The sequence below is a fragment of the Acidaminococcales bacterium genome, assembly GCA_031290885.1.
In the GTDB taxonomy this organism is placed as follows: Bacteria; Bacillota; Negativicutes; order Acidaminococcales; family JAISLQ01; genus JAISLQ01.
Genome location: JAISLQ010000037.1, coordinates 14,895 through 30,293 on the forward strand (window position 1 = coordinate 14,895; position 15,399 = coordinate 30,293).

The window sequence follows — 15,399 nt, forward strand, 5'->3', positions numbered from 1 at the left end:
AGGGGCAACAATATTGCGCAGTTCAGTTTGCCGCCATGATAAAACAAGCGGGTTCCGGCGCGGGCAGGGCACTTAATTTGAGTAATCAGAGCGTGGATCGATTTTACAATCGGTTTCCGTTCTTTTGTTTTGTAATTGATGAAGCATCTGATGTTATACTGTTCTTAGTTAAAATCATACTATTTTTGCGGCCGATTTGCCGCCCTGCTTTGCCAGCGCCTCCTGTGAGGTTTCCTCCGGCATGCGTTGCCGGCGCTTCCCGGCGCAACGAAAAATTATCTTGGCAATATGCCGAAAGCGAGTTTCCAAACATGCCATAGCCATGTTTTGACCTGAGAACAGTATTAAATACACAAAATGAGGTAACGTTATGTTCAAAAATTTGAGTTTGCAAACAAAAATATTTTTTTTGGTTTCCAGCGTCGTCATTGTATCTTTTATAGCGCTGACGGCCATTGTTTCCGACAAATCGGCCGAAATGGCAAAAAAGGGCGCGTTCAACCTGGCGGAGGAAACGGCCGACAAATACAAGAACGAGATTAAAGCGCAGCTGCAGGGCGCCAGGGTAACTTCGGAAACCCTCTCGACGGTGTTTGAAACATTAAAGGCCAACAATCTCACTGACCGCAAGATGATGAACGACATTTTAAAAAACATTCTGGCGGAAAAAGAATATATAACGGCTTTCTGCGTCGCCTATGACCCGGACGCGCTGGATGGCAAAGACCGGCAGTACGCCGGAGTCGGCCCCGAATATGACGGCACGGGGCGGTACGCGCCTTATTGGAACAAACTCGGCGGCAACATCGCCGTCGAGCCTTTGTATGACATTGACATAGCGGATTGGTATATCATACCAAAAGAAGGGCGGCATGAATATATTACCGACCCTTACCCCTACGAAGTGCAGGGGCATCCTGTAATGCTGGCCAGCATGGTTTTCCCGATAATTCATAACGACAAGTTCATCGGCATTGTTTCTTCTGACATAGTCCTTGATAAGTTGCAGGAGATGATTTCCAAGGTAAATCCGCACGGGCAGGAAGGATATACGGAAATTTTTTCCAACGCGGGCGTCATCGTGGCCCATCCCGACAAGCCGCGTTTGGGGAAAAGTTTGGCGGAGGGCCTGGCGTATGAGATGTTGGCGGCCGACCCTTCCAAGGCTGCGGAGTCTATAAAATACGCAAATGAGTATATTTCCGAAAACCCCGCAAGTGATCCATCGGACAAAGAACAGGCAGAAAAATACGAGCGAAACATGCAATTTGCCGCCAAGTTGGCAGATTACGCGGAAAATAACGATAAAGCCAATCTGGATCTGTCCTTGCTGACGCCCGAGATGGCGCTGGCGCTGCTCAAGGCGGATCCGGCCGCGCTGCGCTACGCGGAGGAAGCGAAAGGCGCCATAAAAAACGGCCAAAAATACATTGCCGCCAGCAAGGATTTTTATACTGTCTACGTCCCCATCCGCTTCAGCGACGTTACTACTCCCTGGTCGGTCGCGGTCAGCATCCCTATGTCCACAATTATGGACAACGCGAACAACATCAGAAACTATGTCGCCGTCGTGTCCGTAATAGCTATTTGTATCATCGCCTTAATACTGCATCTAATCGCCAAAAGCGTTACAAAGCCCTTGCTCGTATTGTCAAATGCGGCGAAAATCCTTGGCGAGGGGAATTTTGACGTAGAGCCGCCGTTAATCCAGGGCAACGACGAAATCGGCGCCTTGTCAAAAGCGTTTCACTTTATGGCGGCGAAAATCAACAATCTTGTCAAAGAAATGCAAAAGTACGCCAAGGAGTTAGAAGAAAAGAACCTTTACCTGAACAAGCTGAACGAATTGAAGGACGAGTTTCTGGCAAACACCTCCCACGAGCTGCGGACGCCGCTCAACGGCATTATTGGCATCGTCGAGTCCATGATCGACGGGGCGGCCGGCGTGCTCACCAAAGAGCAAAAATACAACCTGGCGATTGTCGCCAACAGCGGCAAGCGGCTCTCCCACATGGTAAATGATATATTGGACTTTACTAGGCTGAAGAACAAAGAAATAGCATTGCGCATAAAGCCCGTTGACCTGAAAATAATCGTAGATACCGTTATAGTCCTGTCCAAACCAATGATCAAGGACAAGGACCTTACGCTGGCCAATGAGATCGACAGTTCTTTCGCGCTGGTCGGCGCGGACGAAAACCGGCTGCAGCAAATACTTTACAATCTTATCGGCAACGCGGTCAAGTTCACCGAAAAAGGCCGGATCGGCGTATCGGCCGTGATTGCAAACAACATGGCCGCAATTTCCGTTGAAGATACGGGCATTGGCATTGCCGAAGACAAATTTGACAGAATTTTTGAGTCCTTTGAGCAGGCCGACGGTTCCACGGCGAGGGAATACGGCGGGACGGGGCTGGGCCTGTCGATAACTAAAAAGATTGTCGAATTGCACGGCGGGGCCATACGCGTTGAGTCGAAATTGGGCAAAGGCTCCAAGTTTACCTTTACGCTGCCTCTGTCAAACGCGCAGGGCGCGGATGCCGTTGCGGCCAAAAACGCAAGGGCGATCATTGATACGGAAGATTTCGCCGGGAGCGGCCTGCCGGTTGAACGCGGAGAAAACGGGGTAGCGGAAGGGGCTTGCAAGATACTTGCCGTTGACGACGAGCCGGTCAATATTCAAGTGCTGAGCAATCTTCTGACAATAAGGGACTATTCGGTATTTAAAGCCTATAGCGGCGCGGAAGCCCTGGAAATGATCAACGGCGGCGAAAAATTCGACATAGTGCTTTTAGATGTCATGATGCCCAAAATGTCCGGCTATGAAGTCTGCCGGCGGTTAAGGGAAAGATATTCGCTGTTTGATTTGCCCATAGTTATGCTGACGGCCAAAAACCAGGTACAGGACATCGTTTTGGGCTTTCAGTCCGGCGCCAATGATTATATCCAGAAACCGTTTGACAAAGACGAGCTGCTGGCCCGTGTGCGGACGCTGCTTGATTTAAAGAACGCCATGTCGGCAGCTATGGCGGCCAATAAAGCCAAAAGCCTCTTTTTGGCGAACATGAGCCATGAAATACGCACGCCTTTGAACGCCGTCATCGGGCTTACCCATCTGCTGCTCAAAACGCCGATGGACAGCGTGCAGCGCGATTATACGAAAAAGATGGGTCGCTCCGCCGCCGCCTTGCTTGACATTATTGATGAAATTCTTGACTTTTCCAAAGCCGATGCCGGCGCCATAAAATTAAAAACCGTCTCTTTTGACGTCCGGCAAATGTTTAACGACCTGGCAAGTCTTTATCAGGAACAAAACGCCGCATCCGGCATAGCCTTCCGCCTTGAACTGGATCCTTCCCTGCCGCCCGCCGTCGTAGGCGATCCGGTGCGCCTGCGGCAAATATTTATCAATCTTATCGACAATGCCTACAAATTTACCGAAAAAGGTTCCATTGCCGTTCGCGCCGCCGTCGCTCGGCAGGGAAACGGCGAGGTTACGCTTGGGTTCGCCGTGGCGGATACGGGCATCGGCATGGGCGAAGAGCAAATAGGGAATATTTTCTCCGCTTTCAACCAGGCCGACAACTCCGCCACCCGCAAATACGGCGGCTCCGGGCTTGGCCTGACCATTGCCCGCCAGTTGGCCGAACTGATGGGAGGGAAAATAACCGTCGCCAGCAAAGAAGGCGCGGGGACGACGTTCAGCTTTTCCTGCGCGTTCCCGCTTGCCGACGCGTCGCAGGGCGCCCCGGCGGCAAAAGCGGCGGATGCCGATGAAAACGCCCTGCTGCGCGGCATGCGCGTTCTGCTGGTGGAAGACAACGAGGTCAACGCTTTGATTGCCACGGAATTGTTGGCCGCCGTCGGCGTTGAAGTTACCGGGGCGCAAAATGGCCGGGAAGCCTTGGAACGCCTGGCGGACGCTGCTTTGGCCAATGAGGGGCGGGCGCCCTTCGACCTGATTTTAATGGATCTGCAAATGCCGGTAATGGACGGCTATGAAGCGACCAAAACTATTTTGGGCATGCCGCGATATCGGGACATTCCGATTTTCGCCCTGACCGCCCATGCCTTTGACGAAGAAAAGAAACGCTGTTTTGCTTTGGGCATGAAGGGCCATTTGACCAAACCTATTGATGTGGAAAACTTTTACCGTACCTTGCGGGAAATTGCCGCCGCGTAAACTAAAAACCGGAAACATAAAACAGCAAAGCCAGCCCTCATAAGGGCTGGCTTTGCTGTTTGCGCGGGCGCCGGACTTTCGCCGCCGGAAGGCTTCTCCGGCGGCGGGGGCGTTACGGCATAGCTTTCGCCATCCGCGGCTTGGGCAAGACAAAAGTGAACAAGATGGCTGATGCGGAAACTGCGGCGATAGCGTACATGGCGGCGGTCAAGCCGTAATGGTCGCCTATCCAGCCAAGGCCGGGCATTGACAGGCCGCCTATGCTGACATTGGCGCCCAGCATGATGCCGGAGGCCATCCCTAAGCGGCCGGGGAGAAACCCCTGCCCCAAGGTAACGAGCGATCCGAAAGAAAGATTGAGGGAGAAGGCCAGCGGCAGGATGAGCAAAGTGGCCAAAAGCGCGTCCCCGGTATTGAGAAGAAGCAAAAGGACGGGCAGGAGGGTGAAAAAGCTGCCTTTGACTACCTTGCCATAACCATACTTGTCGGCGAAATAGCCGCCCAATATGGTAGCTGCGGCGTTAGACAGGGAAAAGACGGTGAGTTTGGCGTTGCCGGAGGCGGCGCTTTGCTTTAGGATGTTAATCCAATACAGCGGTATGAAGGTCATCAGGCCGTAAGTCATGATCGACCGGCAGATCAAAAGCAGCGACACCCGAAAAAAACTCAGCCAGTCGTCCGCTTGCGCCGGCGAAGCGGCTTGTTTTTCCTTTGGCGGCTTTTTGTTGAAAACGCGCAGGTTTTTTTGGCAAAGGATCAACAGGCCGGACATCAAGGCCGCCGGCACAAAAAGGACGGCGCTGCCTTGTCCGCCAAAACTTAGAAAAGCAAAGGATACAAGCAATGGGCCGAGGGCAAAGCCCAAATTGCCGCCGGCGATAAAAAAGCTCATGGCCTGGGCGGATTTTCCGCCTGAAATCAGATTGGTCATCCGCCCCCCTTCCGGGTGAAAGATCGCGATGCCAACGCCGGAGAGCATGGCCGCGAAAAAAATCAGCCAATAATTTTCCAGAAAACCAATGGCCGCCAGGCCGCTGCCCGCCATGACGATGCCAAGGCTCATCAGCCAAGGGTAGGACGCCCTGTCGCCCAGATAGCCAAACAAAGGCTGCACGGCGGCGGAAATGAAGTTGGCGGCGAACATCAGGCCGGCCGCGGATGTATAGCTCAAATTGTTATGCAAAATCAAAAAAGGCAAAATTGCCGGCAAAGCGCCCTGATTTATGTCGCAGGCGGTATGGGCGGCCATGACCAGGTAGTTATAGCGATTGAGTTTCATTTTGGACATCCCCCTCATTGTTGATATTGCCAAATATTTAGCATGGCATAAGCGCGCCAGGGCCGCCACGCTTCCGCCAGGCGGCGCAGTTGCCTTGCGGACAGGCCGGGAAATGCTTTTCGGACGCCAAGGTCGGTTGGCAAAAAGGCATCCGTCCAGCCTAAAGCGCGCATGGCAATGTATTCAGCCGTCCAATCGCCAAAACCCGGCATTTCCCTGATAAGGGAGACGGCTTCCTCCGGGCTGGCGGAAGCGGAAAGATTGAGCCGCCCTGTCAGGATGCTTTCCGCCAAAGCCCGGACAGCCCGCGCTTTGGCGCGCGTCAGGCCGATTGCCGTAAGTTCTTCCCCCTCCGGGCCCAAAACAGGGAAAATAGCTTCCGGCGAGGGAAAGACGTTTGTCAATCCCGCGACGGGCGCGGCAATTTTCGCCCCATAAACCCGGACCAACCTGCCCGCCAAGGTACGGGCCGCTTTGACGGTGATTTGCTGGCCGATGACCGCCCGCGCGGCCGCCTCAAAAGGGTCGATGCAACCGGGAAGCCGGCACCCGGGCTTGCACAGGCCGGGCCGCAAATCATTTAAAACGGAAAGTTGTTCATAGACTTGGGCCGGGCGGCAATCTAAATCGAACATATTCCGCACCCGGGAAAGAATTTTGCTCAATAAAGGGAGCAAGCTGCTTGCCAAAGTTACGGAGAGGCAATTTTTCTTCGGCAGGTTCTCCACCGCCAGCCAGCCGCAATAATTCTTCCCGCCGCTTGCCATTCCCACGCTGCGGCAATATTTCCCCCCCTCGGCTTTCTCCACGCCGGCAATGGCGCGCCCGGCCAGAAAATCGAGAATGCCGTCCCAATCGTAGGGCGGGCGGTAGCCTAACAGCAAAGTTATTCCCCCCTGCGCGCCGTCTTGTTCCCCGCCGTTTTTTCGCAGGGCGCTGGGCGACAGCCGGCAGAAGCGCCGAAAAATGTCGTTAAAGCGCCTGACGCTCCCAAAGCCGGCGGCAAAGGCCACTTCGGTTACGGGCAGGGCCGTATCGGTGAGCAGGCTTTTAGCCAAAAGCAGCCGGCGGTTTTGCAGGTATTGCAAAGGGGAAACGCCGAACTGCGCGAAAAATACCCGCCGAAGATGCCTGTCCGTAACGCCGAGCCCGTCGGCCAGACCGGCAAGGCTGGTATCGGCAAGGCCATTTTCCTCCATAAGGAGCGCCGCCCGGCGCGCCAGCCGCCCGGCGGCGTCGACGGGCGCGAGCGCGTCAGCGGGCGCAAGTTCCGGCCGGCATTTCAGGCACGGACGGTAGCCGGCTCTTTCGGCGGCCGCCGCGCTGACGAAGAAAACGCAGTTTTCTTTTTTAGGCACGCGGGCGGAACAAATGGGCCGGCAATAAATGCCCGTGCTGCGCACCCCGACAAAAAACCGGCCGTCAAAGCGTGAATCCCGCGCCTTGACCGCCGCATAGCAACTATCCGGGTCCAGCGTTTCTTTCTGCCGCATTTTCCTCACCCCGGAATTATTTTAAGCCCTGTTAACTAAAAATGCCAGCCATTTTCGGACATGCAAACAAAAAATACTTTGCGCGGGCAAACAATACATGTTATACTTTTTGCAAACAAATGTTCGTGGAGATGGGCGCGATGGATGTACCGAAAAAATTGCAGATACTTACGGATTCGGCTAAGTATGACGTTGCCTGTACTTCCAGCAAAGCGGCGAGAACGGCCGCCCCCGGCGGCATAGGAAGCGCCTTGCTGGGCGGCTGCTGCCATAGCTTTACCGCCGACGGCCGGTGCGTTTCGCTTTTGAAGGTGCTTATGGGCAACGCTTGCGTATACGATTGCAAGTATTGCGTCAACCGCCGCAGCAACGACATACCGCGCGCAGTGTTTGAGCCGCGCGAGTTGGCCCTTCTGACCATGGAATTTTACCGGCGCAACTACATTGAAGGCTTGTTTTTGAGTTCGGCGGTCATTAAAGATCCTGACCACACGGTTGAGCTCATTGTCAGGACGTTAAGCATTTTGCGGCGCGAATACAGGTTTTACGGCTATATACACGCCAAGGCCATACCAGGGGCCAGCAACGCCTTGCATGAACAATTGGGGCTTTTGGCCGATCGGATAAGCGTAAATATCGAGTTGCCGTCCGAGGCCAGCCTGAGGCTTTTGGCGCCGGACAAAAGCAAACGGGCGGTGTTAGGGCCGATGGACTTTATCAAAAACCGCGCCGCGGAAAATTCGCACGAGCTTACGGTGTACAAAAACGTCCCCCGCTTCGCGCCGGCCGGGCAGAGTACCCAGATGATCATCGGCGCTTCCCCCGAAACCGATCGGCAGATACTTAAACTGACCGAAGGGCTTTATCAAAAATTCCGCTTAAAACGGGTATTTTTCTCCGCCTATCTGCCGATGGTGGCCGACAGCGACTTGCCGGCGGTCGGCGCCAAGCCGCCGCTCCTGCGCGAACACAGGCTTTATCAGGCCGACTGGCTGCTGCGGCATTATAATTTCACCGCCGATGAAATACTTGACGAGCGCCAGCCCGATTTTAATCCTTTCCTCGACCCCAAGTGCAACTGGGCGGTCAACCATCCCGAATTTTTCCCGGTTGACGTGAACAGGGCGCGCTACGCCGAATTGCTGCGCGTACCCGGCATCGGCGTCGTCAGCGCCCGGCGGATCGTCGCCGCCCGCAAAAGCGCTTCTTTGGATTTGGCCGCTTTGCGCAAAATCGGCGTGGCAATAAAACGCGCCCAATATTTTATCGTTTGCCGGGACAAGGCCCGGCAAATTTTGCCGGCGCGTCCGGAAATGCTCCTTCCCTTTATTATGTCGCCGCAGGAAATGAAGTTATACCGCCGACAAGAGAATTTCGGGCAGCGGCAGCTGGAATTGTTCGACCGGGAAAGCGCGGGGGAAGAGGGGTGGGGGAAATGCATAGCCGGGAAGACGTGAAACCGAAAGCGGCGCAGCCGAAAAATCGGCCGCCCGGCGCCTTTGCGCGGCGTTTTGCCGACTGTCCGCAGAAAGCGGTCGTTTATAGCTATGACGGCAGTTTCAGCGGTTTTCTTTGCTGCGCCTTCGCCAGTTGGCGCCGCCGGGAAATTCCTTGCGCCGTCTGCCGGGAACCGGCCTATGCCCTGCCGCTTTTCGCCGTGCGCCAGGTGCGCCGCGATGCGGAAAAGGCCGACTGGACGGCGAATTTCATTCGGGAAAATTTGGGCGGGGAGGTTTTGCGCTTTCTGCGCCGCGCCTTCCTTACCTGCTTGGACGGCAAGGAACTTTGCATGCTGCGCTTTTTGCAGCTTGCCTGTGAAAAAGGCCCGCCGGTTTTGGAAATGCTCGCGGACGAGCGCGTGCTCATATTATATAAGGCGGTGCTGCGCCGGGACAAAGAAGCGGAAAGATACCGGGGATTTTTGCGTTTTTCCCAGTATCGCGGCGTACTTTTGGCGGTGATAGAGCCGGAGAATTTTATTTTGCGCCTTTTGGGCCGGCATTTTAGGGAGCGCCTGCCCAACGAGCGGTTTCTTATCTATGATCGTGCCCACCGATCGGCGTTTGTCTATAGCGGCGCTCAAGAGCGGCTATTTGAGGCCGGGGACTTTATCCCGCCGGAATTCGATGAGGCAGAAAAGGCCTATCGCCGCCTGTGGCGCATTTTCTATGACAATGTTACTATAAAAAGCAGGGAAAATCGGCGCGCCTATGCATCGCGGCTGCCCCAACGCTACCGGCCGCAGATGACCGAGTTTCAGGAGGACAGGCCGGCCAAGGAAGAAGCGCCGGACAGAACGGCGCGGCGGCAAGAAATTTAATAAAAGCACACATTTATGCGCCAATGCTTAGATTGCCCCAATGAAATAGGGGACGGGCGTTGTCCCTATTGCGGGGAAAACCTACTGCAACAGATCATGTCACGATAAAGCCTTTTGGCGAAGTATCTTTGCCGCGACGCCGCCGGCTTTAAGGCCGGCAATCGATACCCGGGCGATCCCGCCCAAAAGGGAATTGTCCAAAGGCGCAAATACTTTTGCGTAGTCGTCGGTCAGGCCGGCCATGAGCGTTTCTCCCTCCGCCTGTTCAAACAATACGTCGCGTTCTTTCCCCCGTAGGCCGCTTAAAAAATTTTTTTCCGCCTCTTTCGCGATCCGCGCCAGTTCTTTTGCCCGGGCGGCTTTCTCCTCCCGCCCGACTTTGTCGGGGAAATTGGCGGCGGGCGTACCCGCGCGCGGGGAAAACGGGAATATATGCGCCCTGCTGAAAGCCATCTTTTCCACAAAGGCGCAGGTTTCGGCGAACATTGCCGGCGTTTCGCCGGGAAAGCCGACAATAATGTCGGTGGTGATCGCCATGTCCGGGACATGGCGGCGCGCTTCGTCCACAATCCGCTGAAAATCGGCCGCCCGGTAAGGGCGCCGCATTGCCCGCAGAACGGCGTCGCAGCCTGACTGCAGGGGCAGGTGCAGATGCCGGCAAAGCCGCCGGTCGTTTTTTAAGAGGGAAAGAAGCTCAAAGTCCAGTTCCGTCGGTTCTATCGAGCCCAGCCGCAGCCGTTGCGGGCCGCCAACAGACAGGACTTCTTTCACTGCGGCGCAAAGGTTTCCGCCCGCAGTCCTTTCCGCGCCGTAGGCGCCAAGATGTATGCCTATGAGCACTATTTCGCGAAATCCCGCGTCCGCCAGCCGGACGGTTTCCGCCCGCACGCTTGCTAAAGGGCGCGAGCGCGAAGGGCCCCGGGCGTAAGGGATGACGCAATAGCTGCAATACTGGTCGCAGCCTTCCTGTATTTTAAGATACGCGCGGGTGCGCGCATTTACATTGCCTGACGGCAATTCCTCAAAGCCCGCGCCGGTGGGGAACGCGCCCGCCGCGTCCAGGCAGGCGGATTGCCGGGCGTTTTCCACCAAGGAGACTATTTCCAGCCTTTTGTCCGTGCCGACGATTATATCCACCCCTTTGAGGCGCTTGACCGTTTCGGCCCCGGTCTGGGGATAACAGCCGGTTACGGCGACCACGGCACCGGGATTTTGCCGCGCTGCGCGCCGGATCATCTGGCGGGACTTGCGCTCGGCGGCATCGGTTACGACGCAGGTGTTCACTATATAAACGTCGGCGGGCTCCGTAAAGTCCACAACCCGATAACCGGCCCGGCAAAACAATTGTTCCATCGCCCCGCTGTCCGATTGGTTGACCTTGCAGCCGAGCGTCAGGAAGGCCACTTTACGCATTGGTTTCCCCCAAATCGCCAAATTCGTACATGATGACGGACAAAGCGGCAATGGCCGCCGTTTCCGTCCGCAGTACGCGCGGGCCGAGGCTTGCGCGCCGTACGCCGGCTTCTTCCGCCGCCTTTATTTCCGCCGCGCCGAACCCTCCTTCCGGGCCGATAAGCAACAGAATTCTGCCCGGGCGCACGCTGACGCCGCGCAAAATTTCGCGCAGCCCTTGCCCGGTTTCGCCTTCATAAGCGATTATCCCCAAATCAAAAGGGAAGCGGACAAGCGCTTCCGGCAAGGACATAGGGGCGTACACGCATGGCAGGATGTCCCGCCGGCATTGTTTGCCGGCCGCCAAAACGACCTTTTGCCAGCGCTGCTGTTTCAGCCGCGCCCCGGCGGCGTCATAGCGGGCGACGCTGCGTTCCAGCGCCAGCGGCGCTATGGCGGCCGCGCCCAGTTCCACGGCTTTTTGGCAGACAAAATCCATTTTGTCGCCTTTGCATAGGCCTTGCCCGAGAACGACACTTAAAGCGCTCTCGCGCTTTTTGGGCGCCAGCTGCGTCAGGTTGAGGCTGACCTGTCCGCCCTTCAGGCTTTTTATTTCCGCTATGGCCGTCTGCCCCGTTTCGTTGGCCACGCACAGAAAATCGCCCGGTTTCAGCCTAAGGACGTTTTTCACGTGATGGGAATCTTCCGCCGACAGGGCCGGGGCGGCGGAGAGTTCGCCCTTAATGAAAAATTTGCGCATAATTATCTACTTTTTGCGCATGGCCAAAAGCGCCCAACCCTCCCTTTCCACGACTTCGTCCGCCGCAAGAGCCGCCGCGCCGGCGGCCGCGATTATTTCGTCCGCGCGCCCCGAAAGAATGCCGCCGGCCAAAAATACGCCGGACGGCTTTAACTTGCGCGCGGCCGCCGGCAAAAGCCTTTTGATGACGTCGGCCGTAATATTGGCGGCAATCACGTCCGCCCGGCCTTTGGCGGGCGCGAGCAAATCCCCTTCCAGCACGTTTATTTTGTCCGTGAGAGCGTTTAAACGGACGTTCTCCCGGGCAACGGCGACGGCCACCGGATCGGAGTCGACGGCCGTTATCCGCTCGGCGCCCAGCCGGGCGCACAGCAGGGAAAGTATCCCCGAACCGGTTCCCGCGTCAAAAACCGTCTGGCCGGGCCGTATGATTTGCTCAAGCTTTTCCGCGCACAGGCAGGTGCTGTGATGCGTGCCCGTGCCGAAGGCCATGCCCGGATCGATGTGTATGATTATATCGCCGTCCTTGGCGGCATAGCCTTCCCAGGAGGGTTTAATCACTATTCTTTGGCCGATGCGGACAGGATGAAAATATTGTTTCCAGGAATTTTCCCAATCCTCTTCCTTGACCCGGCAAAAGCTGATTTTGCCCGCTATCGCGCCGGGGACCCTTTCCCCGACAAGCGCAAGGCGCTTGTCCAAAACAGACAGCCTGTCTTTTATGCGCCCGTCCTCCGGCCAATACGCCTTTACTATCGCCACGCCGGTATCTGCGGCCTCTTTAAGATCGGTACAATCCCACAGCCCGGATTTTATGTGAAAATTGAGCTCACGGGGATCCTCAATGGCCGTCCCGCCCGCGCCAAGCTGCACAAAAATATCAGCCACCGCTTCGGTGGCCGCATATACGGCAGGTACAGCTACTTCCAGCCAATCCATTGCATAAGCCTCGCGTCCCGCGTCAGCCGCCGAAAAGGCTTTTCAGCTTTTTGGCGAACCCTTTTTCTTCTGGATTCATGTTGTCGCCAGTTTCGTCGGCGAAAGCTTTCAAAAGGTTTTTTTGTTTGCCTGTGAGGTTTTTGGGCACGACTATTTTTACTTTTACCATCTGGTCGCCGCGGGTGCCGCCGCCGATCCCCTGCAGGCGCGGTATGCCTTTGCCTTTGAGCCTGAAAGTCGTATTGGGCTGAGTGCCTTCCGGCACCTTGAAACTGGCCTTGCCGTCAAGCGTCGGCACCTCAATTTCCGCGCCCAGCGTCGCCTGCACAATGCTTATCGGCACTTCGCAAAATACCGTCTGCCCATCGCGGGCGAAGAGTTTATGCGGGGCGATTGAGATGTACACATACAAATCGCCGCTTTGCCGCCCGCGCAGGCCGGCATCGCCGCCGCCGCTGACCCTGAGCCGCGTCCCCTCGTCCACCCCGGCCGGCACGCGCACCTTGATCGTGGCCGTATTGCGTACGCAGCCGGTACCGCCGCAAGCCCGGCAGGGATCTTTGATGATCCTGCCCTCGCCCTGGCATTTGGGACAGGGGCGGACGTTGACCATCCGCCCGAACATGGTGTTTTGCGTAACTTTTATTTGTCCGGATCCGTGACACTCCGGGCACACGTCGGCGTGGCCGCCGGAAGCGGAGCCGCTGCCGCGGCAGCTTGCGCAGGGTTCGCTGCGCTTTATTTTGACTTCTTTCTCGACGCCGAAAGCGGCTTCCTCAAAACTTATCTCAAGATTGAGGCGCAGATCGGCGCCCCGTTCCGCAGCGCTTGCGCGCTGGCCGCCGCCGCGCGCTCCGCTGAAGAACATATCAAATATATCTTCCACCCCGCCGCCGGTAAACCCGCTGAAATCAAACCCGCCGCCGGCCGCCCCCTCGAAAGCGGCATGCCCGAACTGGTCGTATTGGCGGCGTTTTTCCGGGTCGGAAAGCACCGCGTTGGCTTCGTTGACCTCTTTGAATTTTTCAGCCGCGCCGGCGTTGTCTTTATTTACGTCGGGGTGATATTGGCGAGCCAGTTTGCGGTAGGCTTTTTTGATTTCGTCGTCGGAAGCGCCGCGGGGCACGCCCAGCACTTCATAGTAATCTTTTTTGCTCACCTATCACACCGCCCAAAACTTAATTGCCTTTTTTGTCGTCAACTACTTCGGCGTCAACAACATTGTCGCCGGCTTTCCCGTCCGCCTGCCCCGCGTCGGCGCCGGCCGCGCCGGCCGCGCCGGCCGCTTCCGTCTGCTTGTACAAGGCGGCGGAAAGCTCATAAAGCGGTTTGGTCAAAGCCTCGGTATCCGCTTTTATTTTTTCCAAATCCTGGCCTTTCAAAGTTTCCTTCAGGGTTTCAACTGCGGCGTTTACCTTGCCGATAAGATCGTCCTCGCCTTTGCCGGCCATGTCCTTGGCGGTCTTTTCCGCCTGATAGACAAGCGAGTCGGCCTGATTGCGGATTTCCACTTCTTCCTTGCGTTTTTTGTCCTCGGCGGCATGCGCCTCGGCCTCTTTGACCATGCGGTCGATTTCATCCTTTTTGAGGCCGCTGGAGGAGGTAATGGTAATTTTTTGCTCTTTGCCTGTGCCCAGGTCTTTGGCTTTGACGTTGACTATGCCGTTGGCGTCTATGTCAAACTCCACTTCTATTTTGGGCACTCCGCGCGGCGCAGGGGGAATGCCGGACAGTTCAAAGCGCCCCAGCGTCTTGTTGTCGGCGGCAAATTCGCGTTCGCCCTGCAGCACGTGTATGTCGACCGACGGCTGATTGTCGGAAGCCGTTGAGTACACCTGTTTGCTGGAAGTCGGGATGGTGGTGTTGCGTTCGATTATCTTGCTGAACACGCCGCCCAGCACTTCTATGCCCAAAGAAAGCGGCGTTACGTCCAAAAGCAGCACGTCTTTTACCTCGCCCGCCAGTACGCCCGCCTGGATAGCCGCGCCGACGGCTACGCACTCGTCAGGGTTGACGCCGCGGTGCGGCTCTTTGCCGATGAATTTTTTGACCGCTTCCTGCACGGCCGGTATGCGGATGGATCCGCCGACCAAGATAACTTTGTCGATATCGGAAGGTTTCAGCCCCGCGTCGCTTAGGGCCTGCCGGGTCGGGCCCATGGTCTTTTCCACAAGATCGGCCGTCATTTCGTCAAATTTGGCGCGGCTGAGGTTCATGTCAAGATGTTTTGGCCCGCTGGCGTCGGCCGTGATAAAAGGCAGGTTTATATTGGTGGTCAAAACGCCGGAAAGTTCTATTTTCGCTTTTTCCGCCGCTTCCTTCAGCCGCTGCATGGCCATCCGGTCGTTGGAGAGGTCTATGCCGCTGTCTTTTTTAAATTCCGCCACAAGCCAGTTCATCACCCGCTCGTCAAAATCGTCGCCGCCCAGGCGGTTGTTGCCGCTGGTAGCCTTGACTTCGAATACCCCGTCGCCCAGCGCCAGTATGGAAACGTCAAACGTCCCGCCGCCCAAGTCGAACACCAGTATGGTATGGTCGTCGCTTTTGTCTATGCCGTAAGCCAAGGCGGCCGCCGTAGGCTCGTTGATAATCCTGAGCACGTCCAGGCCGGCTATGCGCCCGGCGTCTTTGGTGGCCTGGCGCTGGCTGTCGGTAAAATAAGCCGGCACGGTTATGACCGCCTGCTTTACGCCCTCGCCCAAATATTTTTCCGCGTCCTCTTTGAGTTTTTGCAGGATCATCGCGGAAATCTCCTGCGGCGAATAATCTTTGCCGTCAATCGTTACTTTGTGGTCGGTTCCCATTTGCCGCTTGATGGAACTTATGGTGCGGTCAGGGTTGGAAACGGCCTGCCTTTTGGCCAATTGACCGACCATCCGCTCGCCGGACTTGGAAAAACCCACCACCGAAGGCGTGAGCCTGCTGCCCTCGGGATTGGGGATAACCGTCGGCTCCCCGCCCTCCATAACGGCAACAACCGAATTTGTTGTCCCTAAATCTATTCCTATCACTTTAGCCATAATAAAAAAACCT

10 protein-coding genes are annotated in these 15,399 nt (G+C 56.3%); 3 read left to right on the plus strand and 7 right to left on the minus strand.

The annotated features are described in order from the left end of the window. The first annotated feature begins 370 nt into the window (after window positions 1-370). A complete protein-coding gene (locus LBO03_04650; GenBank protein MDR3348878.1) occupies window positions 371-4,183 on the plus strand; it encodes a response regulator in 3,813 nt (1,270 codons plus the stop codon). A gap of 112 nt (window positions 4,184-4,295) precedes the next feature. Here LBO03_04650 and LBO03_04655 read toward each other — a convergent pair whose 3' ends face one another. Both LBO03_04655 and LBO03_04660 read right to left on the minus strand, forming a co-directional pair. Then, a complete protein-coding gene (locus LBO03_04655) occupies window positions 4,296-5,462 on the minus strand; it encodes an MFS transporter (protein MDR3348879.1) in 1,167 nt (388 codons plus the stop codon). 14 nt (window positions 5,463-5,476) lie between these two features. Next, window positions 5,477-6,955: a helix-turn-helix domain-containing protein gene (locus tag LBO03_04660; protein MDR3348880.1), complete on the minus strand. Its 1,479-nt coding sequence runs from the start codon at window positions 6,953-6,955 to the stop codon at window positions 5,477-5,479. Between the two features lie 140 nt (window positions 6,956-7,095). Here LBO03_04660 and LBO03_04665 point away from each other — a divergent pair, with 140 nt between their 5' ends. Further along, window positions 7,096-8,412, plus strand: a complete 1,317-nt coding sequence (locus LBO03_04665; protein ID MDR3348881.1) for a putative DNA modification/repair radical SAM protein — start codon at window positions 7,096-7,098, stop codon at window positions 8,410-8,412. Further along, window positions 8,391-9,275, plus strand: a complete 885-nt coding sequence (locus LBO03_04670) for a TIGR03915 family putative DNA repair protein (protein ID MDR3348882.1) — start codon at window positions 8,391-8,393, stop codon at window positions 9,273-9,275. The genes LBO03_04665 and LBO03_04670 overlap by 22 nt, the downstream gene beginning before the upstream one ends. 99 nt (window positions 9,276-9,374) lie before the next feature. On the opposite strand, the gene mtaB is transcribed toward LBO03_04670, so the two are convergent. The 5 genes from mtaB to dnaK are packed head-to-tail and all read right to left on the minus strand — an operon-like array spanning window position 9,375 to window position 15,386. Then, window positions 9,375-10,688: a tRNA (N(6)-L-threonylcarbamoyladenosine(37)-C(2))-methylthiotransferase MtaB gene (gene mtaB / locus LBO03_04675; protein MDR3348883.1), complete on the minus strand. Its 1,314-nt coding sequence runs from the start codon at window positions 10,686-10,688 to the stop codon at window positions 9,375-9,377. Then, window positions 10,681-11,427: a 16S rRNA (uracil(1498)-N(3))-methyltransferase gene (locus tag LBO03_04680; protein ID MDR3348884.1), complete on the minus strand. Its 747-nt coding sequence runs from the start codon at window positions 11,425-11,427 to the stop codon at window positions 10,681-10,683. Before LBO03_04680 ends, mtaB begins: the two co-directional genes overlap by 8 nt. 6 nt (window positions 11,428-11,433) lie before the next feature. Next, on the minus strand, window positions 11,434-12,366 hold the full coding sequence (prmA, locus tag LBO03_04685; protein ID MDR3348885.1) for a 50S ribosomal protein L11 methyltransferase: 933 nt from the start codon (window positions 12,364-12,366) through the stop codon (window positions 11,434-11,436). 22 nt (window positions 12,367-12,388) lie between these two features. Then, window positions 12,389-13,525, minus strand: coding sequence for a molecular chaperone DnaJ (dnaJ, locus tag LBO03_04690; GenBank protein ID MDR3348886.1), 1,137 nt, complete (start codon window positions 13,523-13,525; stop codon window positions 12,389-12,391). A 19-nt stretch (window positions 13,526-13,544) separates the two neighbouring features. Then, window positions 13,545-15,386 carry a molecular chaperone DnaK gene (dnaK, locus tag LBO03_04695; GenBank protein ID MDR3348887.1) on the minus strand — a complete coding sequence of 614 codons (1,842 nt, stop codon included), beginning with the start codon at window positions 15,384-15,386 and terminating at the stop codon, window positions 13,545-13,547. Between the last annotated feature and the right edge of the window lie 13 nt (window positions 15,387-15,399).

Excerpts from the sequence above, each read along its gene's own strand:
- LBO03_04650 (MDR3348878.1), top strand. The coding sequence starts at position 371 with ATGTTCAAAAATTTGAGTTTGCAAACAAAAATATTTTTTTTGGTTTCC.
- LBO03_04655 (MDR3348879.1), bottom strand. The coding sequence starts at position 5,462 with ATGAAACTCAATCGCTATAACTACCTGGTCATGGCCGCCCATACCGCC.
- LBO03_04660 (MDR3348880.1), bottom strand. The coding sequence starts at position 6,955 with ATGCGGCAGAAAGAAACGCTGGACCCGGATAGTTGCTATGCGGCGGTC.
- LBO03_04665 (MDR3348881.1), top strand. The coding sequence starts at position 7,096 with ATGGATGTACCGAAAAAATTGCAGATACTTACGGATTCGGCTAAGTAT.
- LBO03_04670 (MDR3348882.1), top strand. The coding sequence starts at position 8,391 with ATGCATAGCCGGGAAGACGTGAAACCGAAAGCGGCGCAGCCGAAAAAT.
- mtaB (MDR3348883.1), bottom strand. The coding sequence starts at position 10,688 with ATGCGTAAAGTGGCCTTCCTGACGCTCGGCTGCAAGGTCAACCAATCG.
- LBO03_04680 (MDR3348884.1), bottom strand. The coding sequence starts at position 11,427 with ATGCGCAAATTTTTCATTAAGGGCGAACTCTCCGCCGCCCCGGCCCTG.
- prmA (MDR3348885.1), bottom strand. The coding sequence starts at position 12,366 with ATGGATTGGCTGGAAGTAGCTGTACCTGCCGTATATGCGGCCACCGAA.
- dnaK (MDR3348887.1), bottom strand. The coding sequence starts at position 15,386 with ATGGCTAAAGTGATAGGAATAGATTTAGGGACAACAAATTCGGTTGTT.